Below are 17,306 nucleotides of genomic sequence, written 5' to 3'. Positions count from 1 at the left end.
TGCCGGTTGTAGAGTGTGCGTGACACGACTCACACATACTTCCGTTCCGCCGACCATCGGTCGGCGGGACCGACCCGACGCCCGAGGAGTCCCATGCACGAGATCAGCGAGCCGTACCACCACCCCCGCCTGTCCCCGGAGGCGAACATCACGGACTTCCTGGAACGCCAGGCCACGGAGCGTCCCGACCACGGCCTCTTCGCGGTGCCCGACGCGCAGGACCAGTGGACGGACGTCTCCGCCCGGGACGCCCGCGAACGCGTGCGGGCCCTGGCCAAGGGGCTCATCGCCGCCGGGATCCAGCCCGGGGAGACGGTCGGTCTCCTGGCCTCCACCCGCCTGGAGTGGACACTGGTCGACTTCGCCATCTGGTATGCCGGCGCGGTCACCGTGCCCGTGTACGAGACCTCCTCCGTCAGCCAGGTGTCCTGGATCATCGAGGACTCGCACGTGCGCGCCGTCGTGACCGGGAACGAGAACCTCGCCAAGACGGTGCGGGACGCGGTGCAGCGCGAGGGCCTGCCGGAGCTGATCGGCCTGTGGACGATGGACCCGGCCGACGGCGCCCCCGGCTCCGGTCTCGAGGCGCTCGTCGCCCTGGGCACGGACGTCACCGATGAGGAGCTCGAGACGCGCCGGTCCTCCGCCGGCCTGGCCGACCTGGCGACCATCATCTACACCTCCGGCACCACGGGCCGGCCCAAGGGCTGCGAGCTCACGCACGAGAACTTCGCGGAGCTCGTCAACCAGACCCTGTCCTCCTCGCTCGGCGACGTCGTCCGCCAGGACACCTCCACCGTGCTGTTCATCCCCCTGGCGCACGTGTTCGCGCGCTTCGTCTCGGTGCTCACCGTCGCCGCGGGCGCACGCTGCGGGCACGTCTCGGACATCAAGCGGCTCTCGGTCTCGCTGCAGACCTTCCAGCCGAGCTTCGTGCTGGCCGTGCCGCGCGTGTTCGAGAAGATCTACAACGCGGCGCTGCTCAACGCGCAGAGCGGCGGCAAGGAGAAGATCTTCCGCCGTGGCGCGGACGTGGCGATCCGCTGGTCCCGGGCGCTGGACTCGGGCCAGATGACGGCGCCCCTGCGGCTGCAGCGCGCGTTCTACTCCGCGCTGATCTACCGCCGGATCCGGACGGCCATGGGCGGCCGGCTCGCGTACGCGGTCTCCGGCGGCGGCCCCCTCTCCACCGACCTGGCGCACTTCTTCCGCGGCGTGGGCGTGACCATCCTCGAGGGCTACGGCCTCACCGAGACGACGGCCCCCATCACCGTGGGCCGGCCGGACCGGCTGAAGATCGGCACGGTCGGACACCCCCTCGGCGGCAACCAGGTGCGGATCGCCGAGGACGGCGAGATCCTCACGCGCGGCACCTCGCTGATGCGCGGCTACCACAACCGGCCGGAGGCGAACGAGGAGGCCTTCGAGGACGGCTGGTTCCGCACCGGCGACCTCGGGGCCCTGGACGACGACGGCTTCCTCACGATCACCGGCCGCAAGAAGGAGCTGCTGGTGACGGCCGGCGGCAAGAACGTGGCACCGGCGATGCTCGAGGACGCGATCCGCAGCGACGCGCTCGTCTCCCAGGTGATGGTGGTCGGCGACGGCAAGCCCTTCATCGCGGCGATCGTCACCCTCGACACCGACACCCTGCCCGCGTGGCTCGCCGCGAACGGGCTGCCGAAGGACCTCGACGTCGCTGCGGCCGCACGCGAGGACGCGGTGCGCCGCCACATCCAGGAGGCCGTGGACAAGGCCAACAGCCTGGTCTCGCGCGCCGAGGGGATCCGGGAGTTCCGCATCCTCGACCGCGACTTCTCCCTGGAGGAGGGCCATGTGACCCCGTCCCTGAAGATGCGCCGGTCGGCGATCATGAAGGACTTCGCCGCGCAGATCGCGGACATCTACGGGGAGCCCGCCCCGCACAACTGAACGCCCCCTCGACGACGGCGCCCGGCCCCGCGGCCGGGCGTCGTCGTCCCCGCGGTTCCGGTCAGAGCAGACCGGAGTCCGGCACGTCCAGGCCCAGCAGCGCGTTCTCGACGACCTCGGTGAGGGCCGGGTGGGGCCAGTACTGGCCCCGCGCGAGCCGGTGGGCGTCGATGCCGAACGCCATGCCGGTCACGAGCGGCTGGATGAGGTTCGCGGCCTCGTGCCCCAGGATGTGCCCGCCCAGGATCCGTCCCGTGGCCTTCTCCGCGACGACGGTGCACACGCCCTCGGTGTCCTCCATGGCCCAGCCGTAGGCGACGTCCCCGAAGGACTGGGTCTTCACCGTGATCGCGTCCGCGCCGTAGTCGGCGAGCGCCTGCTCCACCGTGAGACCGACGGAGGCCACCTGCGGATGGGTGAACACGGCCGCCGGCACGGGGCCGAGCGTGTTGGCGCGGAGATCGTCCGGATGCTCCAGGTTGTGCGCGACGACGCGGGCCTCGTGATTGGCTACGTGCTTGAGCTGCCACGTGTTGGCGACGTCCCCGAGCACGTAGACCCCCTCCACCGGAGCACCGTCGGAGAGTGCGCGCTGATGCTCGTCGCTGGCCAGGACGCCGTCGTCGGTGACGTCCAGTCCCGCGGCGGCGGGGTCGAGGCGGTCCGTGTTCGGCGTCCGGCCGACCGCGATCAGCACCGTGTCCGCCTCGATGGCCTCCTCCACGATGCCGGTCTGCTCCTGGCCCCCTGCGCGATCCAGGCGCACCCGGACCCAGCCGTCCGCGGCCCGCTCGGCGTCCTCGACCGGTTCGATCCCGGCCGGGGTCCACCCCGTGCGCAGGTCCCACCGTCGGGCAGCGATCTTCGTGAACGTCGTGGACACGGACATGTCGTGCTGCTTGAGCAGCCGGTGGCCGCGGTTGACCTGGACGACCTCGGTCCCCAGCCCGGCGAAGACGGAGGCGAACTCGCAGGCGATGAACCCGCCGCCCACCACGAGCAGCCGCCGCGGCAGCCGATCCAGTCGCATCACGGTGTCCGAGGTGTGCACCGACGGCAGGTCCAGGCCCGGGATCTCCGGGAGGGTGGGCCGCGACCCCGCGGCGACCACCACCTGGTCCGCCGTGATCTCCCGGCCCGAGGCGGTGCGCACGCGGCGGGGACCGACGAAGCGCACCTCCTCCTGGATCACGCTCGTGTAGTCCAGATCGTCCCGGCGGTAGCGCAGCCCGTCCCGGCTGATGCCGTCGATGCGCGTGAAGATGCGGTCCCGGATGGCCGGGAAGTCGGCGCCCGTGAACTCCAGCCCCACCCCGAGGCTCCGGGCCTCGGGGGGCAGCGCGGCCAGGCCGGCCGGGTAGGCGTACATCTTGGTGGGGATGCAGCCGACGTTCAGGCAGGTGCCGCCGAACGTGCCGGAGTCGGCGATCACGACGCTCCGGCCCTTCCAGTGTTCGCTGATCAGGGAGTTCCCCGATCCGGAGCCGATGATGAGCAGGTCGTGGTGTTCCGCAGAGGTGGCCATGCCTCCCAGGATAGGCACGGGCCCGGACGCGGTGGCGTCCGGGCCCGTGGGGCGGCCCGCCGGCGGCGGGCTCACGCGGGGCTCACTCGATCACGAGCAGCAGGTCTCCGCCGTTGACGGGCGTGACGCCCTCCGTGACCACGCGGCGCACGGTGCCCGCGGCCTGGGCCGTGATCGTGGCCTCCATCTTCATCGCCTCGATCGTGGCCACCGCCTGGCCGACCTCGACGGCGTCGCCCTCGGCCACCTGGACGGTGACCGAGCCCGCGAACGGGGCGGCGACGTGGCCGGGGGTGCCGGGGTCCGCCTTCTCCGCGGTCCGCACGGTGGACTCGATCGAGCGGTCCCGGACGGTCATCTGGCGCAGCTGGCCGTTCAGGGTGACCATCACCGTGCGCATGCCCTTCTCGTCCGGCTCGGAGACGGACATGAGGGTGGCGAGCAGCCGGACACCGCGTCCGAGCGAGATGACGTGCTCACGCCCGGGGACGAGGCCGTAGAGGAAGTCGCGGGTGTGCAGGGTGACGGTGTCCCCGAACTCCTCGCGGTGCGCCTCGAACTCCTTCGTGGGGCCGGGGAAGAGCAGGCGGTTCAGCACCGCGCGGCGGGTCTGTCCGGCCTCGGCGAGGGCGGTCGAGTCCTCCGCGGAGATCTCCACCATGCCCGCGCCCTCGCGGCGACCCTGGAGGGCCTTGGTCCGGAAGGGCTCCGGCCAGCCGCCGGGCGGGTCGCCGAGCTCGCCGCGCAGGAAGCCGATCACGGAGTCCGGGATGTCGAACTCCTGCGGACGCTCCGCGAACTCCTTCGGGTCCACGCCGGAACCGACCAGCTGGAGCGCCAGGTCGCCCACCACCTTGGAGGACGGGGTGACCTTGACGAGGTGGCCGAGCAGGTCGTCGGCCGCGGCGTACATCGACTCGATGGCCTCGAACCGCTCCCCCAGGCCGAGCGCGATCGCCTGCGTGCGCAGGTTGGACAGCTGGCCCCCCGGGATCTCGTGGTGGTACACGCGGCCGGTCGGGGCGGGCAGCCCCGCCTCGAAGGGCGCGTACGCCGAGCGGACGGACTCCCAGTAGGGCTCCATCGCGGTGGCGGCCTCGAGGCCGAGACCGGTGTCCCGCTCGGTGTGCTCGAGCGCCGCGACCAGGGCGGACAGCGGCACCTGGCTCGTGGTGCCCGCCATGGACGCGGTGGCCGCGTCGACGGCGTCCACGCCGGCCTCCGCCGCCGCGAGCAGGGTGGCCAGCTGGCCGCCGGCGGTGTCGTGCGTGTGCAGGTGCACGGGCAGGTCGAACTCGGCGCGCAGGGCGGTGACGAGCTCGCGCGCGGCGGCGGGCCGCAGCAGGCCCGCCATGTCCTTGATCGCCAGGACGTGGGCGCCGGCGTCGACCATCCGGCGGGCGAGGCCCAGGTAGTAGTCGAGCGTGTAGAGCGTCTCCTGGGGATCCGTCATGTTGCCCGTGTAGCACAGGGCCGCCTCGGCCACGGCGGTGCCCGTGGCACGCACCGCCTCGATGGCCGGGGTGATCTGCTCGACGTCGTTGAGGGCGTCGAAGATGCGGAACACGTCGACGCCGGACGCCGCGGCCTCGGCCACGAACGCGTCCGTCACCTTGGTGGGGTACGGCGTGTAGCCCACCGTGTTGCGGCCGCGCAGCAGCATCTGGATCGGGATGTTCGGCAGCTCCGCGCGCAGCAGCTCGAGGCGCTGCCACGGGTCCTCGTGGAGGAAGCGCAGCGCGACGTCGTACGTCGCCCCGCCCCAGGCCTCCACCGAGAGCAGCCCCGGCAGGGTGTGCGCGACGGCGGGCGCGGCGGCCAGCAGGTCGCGCGTGCGGACGCGGGTGGCCAGCAGGGACTGGTGGGCGTCGCGGAACGTGGTGTCCGTGACGGCCAGCGCGGTCTGCTCGCGCAGGGTGCGGGCGAAGCCCTCGGGGCCCTGCTCCAGCAGCACCTGACGCCAGCCGTGCGGGGGCGCCGCGTCCTCGTTCCGGCTCGGGCCGTCGAAGGGCGAGCGGTCCGGCTCCTGGTGCTTGTCGCCCGGGTGCTCCGGGAGGCGGTCGCGGGGGTCGATGCCCTCGATGCGCGGGCCGTGCGGCTGGTTGACCGTGACGTCCACGAGGTACTGCAGGGCCTTGGAGCCGCGGTCCTGGGAGCGGTTCACCGTGGCCAGCTCGGGGTGCTTGTCGATGAAGTCCGTGGCGACGTCGCCGCTGACGAACTGCGGGTCGTCCATCACGTTCATCAGGAACGGGATGTTGGTGGCCACGCCGCGCACGCGGAACTCGGCCAGGGCGCGGCGCACGCGGCGCACGGCCGTGGCGTAGTCGCGTCCGCGGCAGGTGAGCTTGACCAGCATGGAGTCGAAGTGGGGGCTGATCTCCGCACCGGCGTAGATGGTGCCGCCGTCGAGGCGCACACCGGAGCCGCCGGCCGAGCGGTAGGCGGTGATGGTGCCGGTGTCCGGGCGGAAGCCGTTGGCCGGGTCCTCGGTGGTGATGCGGCACTGGATGGCGAAGCCGCGGACCTGGAGGGCGTCCTGGGTGATGCCCAGCTCGGGCAGGGTGGCGCCGGCGGCGATGCGCAGCTGCGCGCCCACCAGGTCGACGTCCGTGACCTCCTCGGTCACGGTGTGCTCCACCTGGATGCGGGGGTTCATCTCGATGAACACGTGCTGGCCCGCACGCTCGCCCGCCGTGTCCACGAGGAACTCGACGGTGCCCGCGTTGACGTACCCCATCTCCTTGGCGAAGGCGACGGCGTCCCGGTGCAGGGCCTGCCGGATCTCCTCGTCCAGGTTCGGGGCCGGGGCCATCTCGATGACCTTCTGGTGGCGGCGCTGGAGCGAGCAGTCCCGCTCGAAGAGGTGCACGACGTTGCCCTCGCCGTCGGCGAGGATCTGCACCTCGATGTGCCGCGGCCGCAGGACGGCCTGCTCGAGGAACACGGTGGGGTCGCCGAAGGCGGTGTCCGCCTCGCGCATCGCGGCCTCGAGGGAGCCGCGCAGGTCCTCGCGGCGCTCGACGCGGCGCATGCCGCGGCCGCCGCCGCCGGCGACGGCCTTGACGAAGATGGGGAAGCCGATCTCCTCGGCCTGCTCCAGGAGCCACTCGACGTCGGCGCTCGGGTCCGAGGAGGCCAGGGTGGGGATGCCCGCGCGCTTGGCCGCGCGCAGGGCCTCGACCTTGTTGCCGGTCAGCTCGAGGACGTCGGCGGGCGGGCCGACGAAGGTGATCCCGTTCTCGGCCGCGGCGCGGGCCAGGCCGGCGTTCTCCGACAGGAAACCGTAGCCCGGGTAGATCGCGTCGGCCCCCGCGTCTTTCGCCACGCGGATGATCTCGTCCACGTCGAGGTAGGCGCGCACGGGGTGGCCCTCCTCGCCGATGCGGTAGGCCTCGTCCGCCTTCTGGCGGTGGATCGAATTGCGGTCCTCGTAGGGGAAGACGGCGACGGTGCGGGCGCCCAGCTCGTAGCAGGCGCGGAAGGCGCGGACGGCGATCTCGCCGCGGTTGGCCACCAAGACCTTGGAGAAGACGGCGCCGGCTCCGGTCGACCCGGCCGCGTCCTCTGGAGGGGTGAAGTTCTCGACAGGTGCGGTCATGGTTGGGAGTGTGTCACACCGCGCCGGAGTTCCGCCTCATGTCGCGCACAGTCACCGCTGCGAGACGAAAGATGACTGGTTCGGCGCTGTGGGGCGCCGACGCCGGCCCGGCCTCGTGCCGGGGCCGGCGTCGGCCGCGGGCGCCCCGCGGAGGAGGGTCAGGCGGAGCGGCGGGCCCGACGCCGCCCGGCCAGCTCGTCCCCCGGCTCGGGGGCGCCGACCACGCTCTCGCGGGGCAGCTCGGCGAGGCTGCCCTCGACCTCGCGCCACACGCGGCCGACGGCGATCCCGAAGACGCCCTGGCCGCCCTGGACGAGGTCCACGACCTCGTCCGCCGAGGTGCACTCGTACACCGAGGCGCCGTCGCTCATCAGGGTGATCTGCGCCAGGTCCTCGACACCCCGCTCGCGCAGGTGGCCCACGGCGGTGCGGATCTGCTGGAGCGAGACGCCGGTGTCCAGGAGGCGCTTGACCACCTTGAGGACGAGGATGTCGCGGAACGAGTAGAGCCGCTGGGAGCCGGAGCCGGAGGCGCTGCGGACCGTGGGGACCACGAGATCCGTGCGGGCCCAGTAGTCGAGCTGGCGATAGGTGATGCCGGCGGCCTTGCACGCGGTGGGACCGCGGAAGCCGACGTCGTCGCCCCGGGTCGCGCCCTCGTCGAAGAGCGTGCCCTGGGTGCCGAGCGCGGGGGGCCGGCCAGGACCTGCAGTGGGTGTCACGGGGAACCTCCTGGTGCGGGGCCCCCGGTGCGGGAAGGGGACGCGACCGTCATGTGCCGCCGGTGACCGTGGCGGCGCTCCCCGGTGACCGTGGGGAGGACGACGGAGGCGACCCGGGTGGCGGGGCCCTCTTCCCCTTGAAGGTACGCGCGGGTCCGGGGGCGGTCAACGAAGCCGGCGGCGAGGCCGCGCCGTGTCGCGCCGGCTCCGCTCAGGCGAAGTCCTCGGGGCGCACCGTGTCCAGGAAGTCGCGGAAGTCCTCGACGGCGCGCTCCTGGCCGGCGTCCTCCTCCCCCGTCCGCGCCGGCATGCCGGCGTCCGCGAGCACGGCAGGGCTGCCGAGCACGGGGGCGTCGGCGCGCAGGGCGACCACGACGGCGTCCGACGCGCGGGCGTCGACCCGGGCGCCCGTGGAGAGCACGAGCTCGGCGTGCACGACCTCGTCCCGGACCTCGGTGAGGCGCACCCGCACGACCTCGGCGCCCAGGGCGTCGACGGCGGCCAGGAGCAGCTCATGGGTGAGGGGCCGGGGCGCGCGGACGCCCTCGAGCGCGAGCGCGGCGGCGGCGGCCTCGGGCGCGCCCACCCACAGCGGGACCATCGTGCGGCCGGGCGGATCCACCAGCAGGATCACGTGGTGCTGTTCGGGCAGCTCGACACGCACGCCGAGCACGGAGAGCGGCACGTCGCCGGCGTCGTCGGCGGGCACGGGGCGCGGCTCAGTCATCCCACTGCTCCAGTCCCACGGCCACGAGGGCCGCATGCAGCCGCAGGCTGGCCTGCGCGATCTCGCGTGCCGAGCGGGCCACGCGGGGGCGGGTGCCGGCGTCGCGGCGGGCCTGCAGCGGGGCGACGGCGCGCTCCACCAGGCCCAGTTCGCGGTCGGCCGCGGCCCGCAGCGGGCGGAGGTGCCGGGGCTCCAGGCCGTGGCCCGCGAGCACGACGGCGGCCCGGGCCACGTCCATCGCGTGGCTCGGGTAGCCGCCGTCGGGATCGACGGGCAGGAGCGAGTACTGATCCAGCTCGGCCAGCAGCTCCTCGCCCGCACCGGATTCGGCGGCGAGCTCGGCGCGGGTCCACGACCGGCGACCCCCGGCGACCTCGCGGCCGAGCCGCTCCGCGTCCGAGGACGCCGGGACCGCCGCGGTTCCGGGCAGGCCGGTGGGGCGTTCGCCGCGGTCCAGCGCGGCCAGGTGGTCGGCGATGACCTTGAGCGGCAGGAAGTGGTCGCGCTGCAGGGCGAGGACGAACCGGAGCCGGTCCACGTCCCCGGGCCGGAAGCGCCGGTAGCCGGCGGGAGTCCGCTCGGGCAGGACGAGGCCGCGGTCCTCCAGGAAGCGCACCTTGGACGCGGTGACGCCGGGGAATTCGGCTTCGAGGGCGGCCACGACCTCGCCGATGCCCAGCCGGCCCGCAGGGCGGGCGGCGGGGACGGCGTCGGGTCGCGGGCGCGGATCGGTCACGGGGATGACGGCTCAGCCCCGCGCCGGCCCGGCGTAGTACGTGAGCCGGTACTTGCCGATCTGCACGTGCATCCCGGAGCGCAGCAGGATCTCGTCCACGCGGTCGTGGTTCACGAAGGTGCCGTTGAGGGAGTTCAGGTCCACGAGCCGGTGGCCGCCGTCCTCGGCCCGGAACTCCGCGTGACGACGGGAGACGGTGACGTCGTCGAGGAAGATGTCCGCGTCCGGGTGGCGCCCCACGGAGACCACGTCCTCGTCCAGCAGGAAGCGGGCCGACTGGTCCGGGCCCTCGTGGGCGAGCAGCAGCGCGGAACCGGCCGGGAGGGCGCGGATCGCGTCCGACTCCTCACGGGTGAGGTCCGCCGAGACCAGCGGCGCCAGCTCGGTGAGGTTGATGGCGGAGGTGGACAGGTCCGGTTCACGTCCGGGCTGGTTCATGGGGTGCTCCTGTGCGGGGGCCGGCGCCGCGGCGCCGGAGGGAGAGACGAAGGGGACGCCGTCGCCCCGCCGGCCGGCGGCGGGGCGACGGCGGACGGGGCTCAGCTGGTGTGCGAGGCGTAGCCCTCGGCGTCCATGAGGCCCTCGAGCTGGGCCTCGTCCGCGAGGGTGATCTCGAACAGCCAGCCGCCCTCGTAGGGGGCGGAGTTGACCAGGCCGGGCTCGCCGTCGAGCTCGTCGTTGACGGCGGCCACGGTGCCGGAGACCGGGGCGTAGATGTCCGAGACGGACTTCGTGGACTCGACCTCGCCCACCGCGGTGCCCGCGGTGACCTCGGTGCCGACCTCCGGCAGGTCCACGTACACGACGTCACCCAGCGCATCCTGGGCGAAGTCGGTGATGCCCACGCGGACCGTGCCGGCGGCACCGGCCTCGGCGATCCACTCGTGCTCGGCGGAGTACTTCAGGCCTTCGGGGATGGAGCTCATGGAGTGCGCGTCCTTTGTGTGGTCGGGAGGGATGACGTCGTCTCGCAGACTACCGAGCGGCGCGTGATTCGCGCCACTGGCGTGCTCAGAGCACGCCGCGCATGCCGCGACGCACCGGCTTGGCGATGGCCAGCACGATCAGGCCCACGCCGAGGGTGACCGCACCGATCGTGCCGAAGTAGCCCACCTCGTTCTGCTCCGAGTAGGAGCCGGCCAGGGAGCCGGCCAGGGCCGTGCCCAGGGCGACGGACAGGTTGTACAGCGACACCATCATCACCGGGAAGCTGCGCGGGGCGACCTTGGTGGCCAGGGAGAGGCCCACCGGGGAGACGAGCAGCTCGCCCATGGTGCAGACGAAGAGGATCAGCGTCAGCCACAGCAGCGGCACGGCGGCGACGTCGGCCACCGGGATGAACAGCAGGAAGGCGATGCCGATCAGGACGATGCCGATGCCGAACTTCACCGGGGTGGCGGGCTGGCGGGTGCCCAGCTTGGTCCACAGCGCGGCGAACACCGGGGCGAACACGATGATGAAGATCGGGTTGATGGAGTTGACCCACTCCATGGGCATGAGCCAGCCGAACAGGTTCCGGTCGAGGCGGTGCTCGGAGTACAGCGCGATCACGGTGAACTGCTGCTGGAAGAGGGCGAAGAACACGGACGTGCCGATGAACAGCGGGATGAACGCCTTCACGCGCGAGCGCTCCTCCTCCGAGACCTTCGTCGAGGTCAGCAGGACCGCGAAGATCGCGATGGCCGCGACGGCGGCGAGCACGACGACGGCGTCGGAGAGGTTGCCCAGGGTGATGACGTCCGTGAGGAACAGGGCCACGACGACGGCGACCATCCCCAGGCCGATCAGGCCCCAGCGGCCGTACTGCGACCGCGGCAGCGGATCCGGGACCCGGTGCACGTCCGTGGGCAGGTTCTTGCGGGTCAGGGCGTACTGCGCCAGGCCGATGGCCATGCCGGCGGCGGCGAGGCCGAAGCCCACGTGGAAGCCCATCGTGTCGCGTGCCAGGCCGGTGAGCAGCGGGCCGAAGAGGGCGCCGATGTTCACGCCCATGTAGAAGATGGAGAAGCCGGCATCGCGCTTGGGGTCCTCGCGGGAGTACAGGGAGCCGACGAGGTTCGTGGCGTTGGCCTTGAGGCCGCCCGAACCGACGGCGACGAGCACGAGGCCCAGGGTCAGGCCCGGGACGCCCGGGACGAGGGCCAGCGCGATGTGGCCCAACATGATCCCGACGGCGCTGACGAACATGGTGCGCTCGGAACCGAGCAGGCGGTCGGCGACCCAGCCGCCGAGGATGCAGAACACGTACACCATGCCGCCGTAGGCGCCGACGATGCCCGTGGCCACGGCCGGGTCGATCCCGAGGCCGCCCTCCGCGGCGGTCCAGGACATGTAGTACACGAGCATCGCCTGCATGCCGTAGAAGGAGAAGCGCTCCCACAGCTCCACGGAGAACAGGTTCGCCAGCGGGCCGGGCTGGCCGAGGAACGGGCGGCCGCGCCAGTCGGGGGTGGCGTCGTCGGGACGGGTGGCCGTCGACGCCGCCACGCGGGCGGACGGCTCGACGTCGGGCACGCGGCCCGCGAGAGGATTCTGGGGATTTTCCACCGATCTACTGTCCTCCCCTGAGGGAGCCAGAGCAAACTCCCCGCCCGATGACGCCGATCACATCCGCGGCCCGGGCGGCGTCCGTCCTAGAGTGGAGGCCGTGTCCGTCACCTCCGAGATCGCCCGTGCCCGCTCGCTCATCCGTGTGGTCCCCGACCATCCCAGCCCGGGCGTGGCCTTCCAGGACATCACGCCCCTGCTCGCCGACGCCCGCGCCCTGAGGGCGTGTGTTGAGGCCCTGGTGGCGCCGTTCGAGGGACGCTTCGACCTCGTGGCCGGCCTCGAGGCCCGCGGGTTCCTGCTCGCCGGGGCGGCCGCCGTCCTGACCGGCACCGGCCTCGTGCCGCTGCGCAAGGCCGGGCGCCTCCCGGCTCCCGCGGCCCGTGCGGACTACACGCTGGAGTACGGGACCGCGAGCATCGAGGTCTCCGAGGACCTGCGGGCCGGGTCACGGGTGCTCCTGCTCGACGACGTCCTCGCCACGGGCGGCACCCTCGCCGCCGGCCGGCGGCTCATCGAGGCGCGGAGTGCGGAGGTGGTGGGCGCGGCCTGCCTGCTGGAGCTCACGGCCCTCGGCGGCCGGGCCGTCGTGCCGGACACGCACGTGCTGTTCGCGGCCTGAACCGCCCCGCCCGACCGACGGAGAGTGGCGGACCAGGCTGCTCCGCGCCGGGTACGACGAAGCCGGAGCCCCGAACTGCTGAACTCCGGCTTCGTCGACGTGGTCGGGCTAGCGGGATTTGAACCCACGACCTCTTGACCCCCAGGCGTCCAGACCGTTCATACTTCTCCGAAAATGCGACGTGACGGCGTAGCCGAGCTCCAGATGCTCGGCCGCGTAGTCGGCCGGGATCACGACGGAGCCACCTCGCTTCCGGCCAGCACGGCGGAGGGCGAGGGAGTCGTCGTCGCGGACGTCGGTGACCGTCCACCTGTTGCTGTTGCTGACCCAGCCACGCCCGGAGCGCAGGCGCCGGTCGTTGTGTCGGGTGATGACGGTGTCCCCGGCGGCGGCGCGGGTGCCGTCGTGCAGTTCGACTTCGCGGAGGGCGTTCACGATGCCGTCAAGGATCAGCTCGGCGCGGGCTCGCCGGTTGAGGGCGAGCACGGCTTCGTTGGAGTCGGCCACGAGCACCGCCGCCCGCCCGGCCAGCGTGTCGGCGCGCCACGCCCGGTAGGCGACTTCGACCATCGCCTCGCTGTCGCCTTCGGCGATGCGGCCGTGGTCCGCGTAGGCGTTGATGACGCTGGTGTCGCCGTGGCGCAGGCCGAGGGAGGCAGTCTTCTCCCAGGCGTGGGCGAGGCGGTGCACGGCGGTGAGCTCGGGGGCGTCATCCCGGTCGTGGACGAGCATCGCGTAGGCGCCGGCCGCGGTCGGCAACTGGAGCTGAGCGTAGTCCCCGACGACCAACGTCTTCGCCCCGGCCGCGGTGGCGAGGGCGGTGATGCGGTCGAGGGCGAGGGTGCCAGCCATCGACGCCTCATCGACGACGACGAGCTGCCCCCGGCGGAACGTGGCCCCGGTGCGGTCGTGGGTGTCCAGCCACTTCGCCGTGTTCTCGGCGGCAGTCCCGAGGTCGTCGGCGAGGACGTGCGCCGCGACCGCGGACGGAGCGAGGCCGACGACAGAGCCTCGGCCGTGCTCGTGCTCCCACGCTCGGCGCAGCGCGTTCATCGCCGTCGTCTTCCCAGCCCCGGCCGGCCCTACGAGCACGTCGATCATCCGGCCTGACAGCGCGATCCTCGCCAACGCGTCCGCCTGGTCCGGGCCGAGGGTGCGGCCCTCCCGGTCGGGCCGGGCCGTGATCCGCTCTACCGTCGCCAACGGCACGGTCGGGCCGGTAGTGGTGCGGGCGCGCTCGAGGAGGCGGTCTTCGGCCGCCAGCAGAACCTCGGAGGAGAACACGGCCGAGTGCTTCGGCCGGAACACTGATGTGCCATCCGGGCGGCGGAACGCCGCGGGGCTCGAAGCGAGCTCGGGCGGGGTCAGCCGCAGCGACACGGACTCGGCGGCGTCGACCACGAGGCCGACGATCGCTTCCCGGTCTTCGGTGGAGGCGAACCTGTAGCCGGTGGTCTGCCGGGCGGCCTCGGCCATCAGGTTCTGAGCCGCCCCCTTCATTCGGTCCGGACGTTCTGTGAGTCGTCGGTTTCCATTTGATGGGTGCACTGCCGAGCGTACTCGGCTGGGGTTAGGTAGCCGAGCGAGGAGTGCCGGCGGTGGTGGTTGTACTCGTCCTTCCAGTCGCCGATGATGACCTGTGCGTGCAGCAGCGAGTAAAAGCTGTTGATGTTGAGGCACTCGTCGCGGATCCGGCTGTTGAACGACTCGACGTACCCGTTGCGCCACGGCGAGCCCGGAGGGATGTAGGACAGGCCGGTGCGGGTGCCGGCCCAGTCGGCCATCGCCTCGCTGATGAACTCCGGCCCGTTGTCCGACCTGAGCACCGCCGGGGCGCCCCGGGCGGCGACGAGGTCCTCGAGGTGGGCGGTGAGTCGGTCGGCGGTAATCGAGCGCTCCACGAGCCCGCCGATGCACTCCCGGGTGTGTTCGTCGACGATCGAGCAGATCTTGATCGGTCGTCCGTGCTCGTCGGCGTCGAACTGGAAGTCCACCGCCCACACCACGTTCGGCGCGTCCGCCGTCGGCGCGTCGACGGTCGAGGACCCGACGCGCTTGCGTCGACGCCGCTGCGGGACCCGGAGCCCTTCGTCACGCCACAGGCGTTGGATCTTCTTGTGGTTCACCACCCACCCCTCGGCGCGGGCGTCGTGATACGCCCGCCGATACCCGTAGCGGGGATGGTCCTTCGCCCAGGCGCGCAGCCACTCCCTGAGCGCCCGATCCGGGTCCGCGACCGTGTCGCCCTTGAGCGGTCGCCGGTACGCGGAGCGGCTCAGCCCGACCAGACGGCACGCCATCCGTTCGCTCACCCGCAACTTGCGCTTGAGGTGATCGACGGCGGCGCGGCGCCTGTCCGGGCTTAGAAGTTTCCCTCAGCCAGCTCCTTGAGCGCGGCCTTCTCCAGCTCCGCTTCCGCGAGCAGACGCTTCAGGGTCGCGTTCTGCTTCTCCAGCTCCTTCAGGCGCTTTGCGTCGTCGGCCTTGAGGCCGCCGTACTGGTTCCGCCACCGGTAGTACGTCTGCTCGGACACCCCGAGCTCCCGGCACACCGCCGCGACGTCCTGACCATCGGCGAGCATCCTGTCGGCCTGCCCGAGCTTACGGACGACCTGCTCGGGGGTGTGACGCTTCCTGCTGTTCGTCATGATCTGACCAGTCTCCCTGCCCGCGACCGCGGGCAACAGGACGACTCTCATAACGACTGGACCTACGAAACGGGGTCAGCCCAGGGGAGACCTTTGCGTGGTGCGCCATCTCGCTGCCCTGGTCCCTTACCAGCGAGGTCTGCATCATCCGGGGCAGCTCGGTGAAGTACTCGATCACCGCGTCCGCGGGGGCCCTCGGCGTGTTTCGAGGGCAGGGCGAGCGGGCCGGTGAACCCGCTCATCCGCTCCACCAGCGTCGCCGCGCACGAGGACCCGTTCTTCCCGATGATCAGGTCGCCCTCCCAGTGCCCGGGTACCCGCCGCTTCGCCGCGTCCTCGCCACGCTCCGCGATCGGGACCATCCCCACGATCGGCCCGCCTCGGGAGCGGCCGTGCGTGCGGGGCCGGCGCTTGGTCCGTTTGGACTGCAAGAAGATCCCACGCTTGGCGAGTTCTCCGCGGGGGATCGCGTAGATGTACTGGTAGATCGCTTCTCCGCTGACGGTGCGGCCCTGAGCGTCGGGAGAGTTCGCCATGCGTTCAACGGTCGGGTCTGCGGCCTCCAGACGCAAGCGACCCGCGATCTCGTTCGGCATCCATGACGCTGCGAGGTCGGCGTTGACGCGGGCCTCGAGTACCGGGTCCTTTGCCACTTTCCGGACCTGTGGGCGAGAGCGCTGGCGTTGCGCTTTCACGTCCGCGGTCACGGCTTGATAGCCGCGCGTCTTCGTCGAGTTCGGTCGAAGCTCTCTGGAGACCACCGAAGGGCATCTACCCAGGTGAGACGCGATCTTCCGGACTCCCCACCCGGCCTTCGATCCCGTCGAGATCTCCATCCGCTCCGTGAACGTGAGTCGCCGCCGCACCATCCCAGGCCTCCTCGCCTCGAGCCCCCACCGACCGGGAGTGTTGCTACGACGCTATGACACCACCAACCGACAGTCATCTCTTGCCGATTTACATTCAGCCGACGACCTGAATGAAGCCAGCAGCCGAATGCACTCGACGGTCTACGTCGAAGTCGTGGTCTGGTCCAGGTCTCGGCGTCCCTTGCGGAGCCCGATTTCGTAGGCTGTAAAGGAAATGAGCGTCAGTGCGATTAACGGCAGCACGAACCACGCCATGGCTACGGTGAATCCCTCCAGTGCATCGTGCGCTGTGGCAGCCAGCACAAGGTATCCGGTGTAGGCGGCGTACAAAACCACGAACAAGCCGCCCTCCCAACGCGCCACCGCGAAGCCCGTGAACGCGATCGGCAGTAGTGCCACTGCGGCCGCCAGCATTACTGGGATATCGAAGGCCACTGCGGCGCCGGATACGGGAATGCCCTCAAGAGAGATGAGCGCGGTTAGTCCTAGCACTACCCCTATGTTGAAGATATTGCTGCCGACCACGTTGCCCACCGCTAGGTCGCGTTCACCGCGACGCACGGCAATGATGGACGTCGCCAGCTCGGGCAGCGATGTCCCGACAGCCACAACGGTCAGTCCGACCACGAGGCTGCTTACGCCCAACGTGGTGGCTATGTTCACTGCTCCTTCCACGAGCAGCGTGGCACCGGCGACCAGCAACGCGACCCCCAGCAGCACAAAGAAGAGCGACCTGCTGACCGAGGCGCCTAGCGCAGCCCCTTCCTCGTCGGCTGGATCGACGGTTGCCGAATCTCCTGTCCCTTCCCGGGCATTCACCGCGGTCTTGGCGTCCCGCCGACTAATCACCACGGACATTATGGTGTGGACCACCACACCGAAAAATAGTATCAGCCCGTCCACCGCACTGATCCTCCCATCCAGGGACACAAGGAGCAGTAGAACTGACAAGACGACCATCAGGGGCAGGTCAAAGCGGATCAGCCTCCGCTTTACAGCGAGGGGAACGACCAGCGCGGACAGTCCCAGGATGAGCAGGACATTAATGATGTTGCTGCCAACCGCATTGCCCACGGCAAGCCCCGGTTCATCACGCAGTACAGCACCGACGCTCACTGCGAACTCGGGTGCCGACGTCGCCGCTGACACTACGGTGAGACCGATCACCAATGACGAAATCCCGAAACGTCCGGCCAGTGCTGACGCCCCACGCACCAAAAATTCCCCACCCAAGACCAGCAGCACCAGTCCGGCCACGATCCGTCCAATATCAAGCGCATCCATGAGTAGGAGTGTACGGACCACAGTTCAGGCCCTGCCACGAGCACCCGCTGACCTCGAGATTTCACTGGGGTGTGGTCTCGACGGGTGGGCGTCA

Annotated in this window: 12 protein-coding genes and 2 pseudogenes; 2 read left to right on the top strand and 12 right to left on the bottom strand. The window is 71.3% G+C overall.

The annotated features are described in order from the left end of the window. The first annotated feature begins 93 nt into the window (after nucleotides 1-93). Nucleotides 94-1,932 (top strand): AMP-dependent synthetase/ligase, encoded by a 1,839-nt coding sequence (locus OVA32_RS06280; RefSeq protein WP_041104754.1) that lies wholly within the window; start codon nucleotides 94-96, stop codon nucleotides 1,930-1,932. A gap of 61 nt (nucleotides 1,933-1,993) precedes the next feature. Here the strand turns inward: OVA32_RS06280 and OVA32_RS06275 are convergent, their stop codons facing one another. The 8 genes from OVA32_RS06275 to OVA32_RS06240 all read right to left on the bottom strand — a co-directional run bounded on the left by OVA32_RS06275 (nucleotide 1,994) and on the right by OVA32_RS06240 (nucleotide 11,790). Beyond that, nucleotides 1,994-3,457 (bottom strand): mycothione reductase, encoded by a 1,464-nt coding sequence (locus tag OVA32_RS06275; RefSeq protein ID WP_036384583.1) that lies wholly within the window; start codon nucleotides 3,455-3,457, stop codon nucleotides 1,994-1,996. Between the two features lie 82 nt (nucleotides 3,458-3,539). Continuing rightward, nucleotides 3,540-7,058 (bottom strand): pyruvate carboxylase, encoded by a 3,519-nt coding sequence (locus OVA32_RS06270; RefSeq protein WP_095353827.1) that lies wholly within the window; start codon nucleotides 7,056-7,058, stop codon nucleotides 3,540-3,542. 158 nt (nucleotides 7,059-7,216) lie between these two features. Beyond that, a complete protein-coding gene (locus OVA32_RS06265) occupies nucleotides 7,217-7,780 on the bottom strand; it encodes a MerR family transcriptional regulator (RefSeq protein ID WP_036384587.1) in 564 nt (187 codons plus the stop codon). A gap of 211 nt (nucleotides 7,781-7,991) precedes the next feature. After that, nucleotides 7,992-8,507, bottom strand: coding sequence for a bifunctional nuclease family protein (locus OVA32_RS06260; RefSeq protein ID WP_073116584.1), 516 nt, complete (start codon nucleotides 8,505-8,507; stop codon nucleotides 7,992-7,994). Next, nucleotides 8,500-9,243 (bottom strand): MerR family transcriptional regulator, encoded by a 744-nt coding sequence (locus OVA32_RS06255; protein WP_060974307.1) that lies wholly within the window; start codon nucleotides 9,241-9,243, stop codon nucleotides 8,500-8,502. The genes OVA32_RS06260 and OVA32_RS06255 overlap by 8 nt, the downstream gene beginning before the upstream one ends. 12 nt (nucleotides 9,244-9,255) lie before the next feature. After that, nucleotides 9,256-9,681, bottom strand: coding sequence for an FHA domain-containing protein (locus OVA32_RS06250; RefSeq protein ID WP_002854606.1), 426 nt, complete (start codon nucleotides 9,679-9,681; stop codon nucleotides 9,256-9,258). 101 nt (nucleotides 9,682-9,782) lie between these two features. Continuing rightward, entirely contained in the window at nucleotides 9,783-10,169 is a 387-nt protein-coding gene (gcvH, locus tag OVA32_RS06245) for a glycine cleavage system protein GcvH (RefSeq protein ID WP_002854607.1), read from the bottom strand. 85 nt (nucleotides 10,170-10,254) lie between these two features. Continuing rightward, the gene (locus tag OVA32_RS06240; RefSeq protein WP_082836651.1) at nucleotides 10,255-11,790 is read right to left on the bottom strand and encodes a peptide MFS transporter; all 1,536 of its coding nucleotides are present in this window, start codon (nucleotides 11,788-11,790) and stop codon (nucleotides 10,255-10,257) included. Between the two features lie 100 nt (nucleotides 11,791-11,890). Here OVA32_RS06240 and OVA32_RS06235 point away from each other — a divergent pair, with 100 nt between their 5' ends. After that, nucleotides 11,891-12,412, top strand: a complete 522-nt coding sequence (locus tag OVA32_RS06235) for an adenine phosphoribosyltransferase (RefSeq protein ID WP_063189749.1) — start codon at nucleotides 11,891-11,893, stop codon at nucleotides 12,410-12,412. Nucleotides 12,413-12,586: 174 nt separating this feature from the next. Here OVA32_RS06235 and OVA32_RS06230 read toward each other — a convergent pair. The 4 genes and pseudogenes from OVA32_RS06230 to OVA32_RS06215 all read right to left on the bottom strand — a co-directional run. Then, a pseudogene (locus OVA32_RS06230) lies at nucleotides 12,587-13,894 on the bottom strand (AAA family ATPase); the annotation flags it as partial. A 14-nt stretch (nucleotides 13,895-13,908) separates the two neighbouring features. Next, a protein-coding gene (locus OVA32_RS06225; RefSeq protein ID WP_098471310.1) for an IS3 family transposase occupies nucleotides 13,909-15,059 on the bottom strand; the annotation gives its coding sequence in 2 pieces (ribosomal slippage) (nucleotides 13,909-14,789 and nucleotides 14,789-15,059; 1,152 coding nt in all). Nucleotides 15,060-15,144: 85 nt separating this feature from the next. Next, nucleotides 15,145-15,928, bottom strand: a pseudogene (locus tag OVA32_RS06220) (IS30 family transposase); the annotation flags it as partial. Between the two features lie 141 nt (nucleotides 15,929-16,069). Continuing rightward, on the bottom strand, nucleotides 16,070-17,212 hold the full coding sequence (locus OVA32_RS06215; protein WP_043282823.1) for a calcium/sodium antiporter: 1,143 nt from the start codon (nucleotides 17,210-17,212) through the stop codon (nucleotides 16,070-16,072). Nucleotides 17,213-17,306 lie beyond the last annotated feature (94 nt).

Origin of the sequence: Micrococcus sp. SL257, assembly GCF_026625585.1 — a bacterium.
In the GTDB taxonomy this organism is placed as follows: domain Bacteria; phylum Actinomycetota; class Actinomycetes; order Actinomycetales; family Micrococcaceae; genus Micrococcus; species Micrococcus luteus.
Note: the sequence above shows the minus strand (reverse complement) of the source record. Positions and strands in the feature narration are given on the sequence as shown.

Bases quoted from the DNA above. Each gene is read 5' to 3' on its own strand.
- OVA32_RS06260 (WP_073116584.1), bottom strand. From the start codon at position 8,507: ATGACTGAGCCGCGCCCCGTGCCCGCCGACGACGCCGGCGACGTGCCG.
- OVA32_RS06270 (WP_095353827.1), bottom strand. From the start codon at position 7,058: ATGACCGCACCTGTCGAGAACTTCACCCCTCCAGAGGACGCGGCCGGG.
- OVA32_RS06280 (WP_041104754.1), top strand. From the start codon at position 94: ATGCACGAGATCAGCGAGCCGTACCACCACCCCCGCCTGTCCCCGGAG.
- OVA32_RS06215 (WP_043282823.1), bottom strand. From the start codon at position 17,212: ATGGATGCGCTTGATATTGGACGGATCGTGGCCGGACTGGTGCTGCTG.
- gcvH (WP_002854607.1), bottom strand. From the start codon at position 10,169: ATGAGCTCCATCCCCGAAGGCCTGAAGTACTCCGCCGAGCACGAGTGG.
- OVA32_RS06275 (WP_036384583.1), bottom strand. From the start codon at position 3,457: ATGGCCACCTCTGCGGAACACCACGACCTGCTCATCATCGGCTCCGGA.
- OVA32_RS06250 (WP_002854606.1), bottom strand. From the start codon at position 9,681: ATGAACCAGCCCGGACGTGAACCGGACCTGTCCACCTCCGCCATCAAC.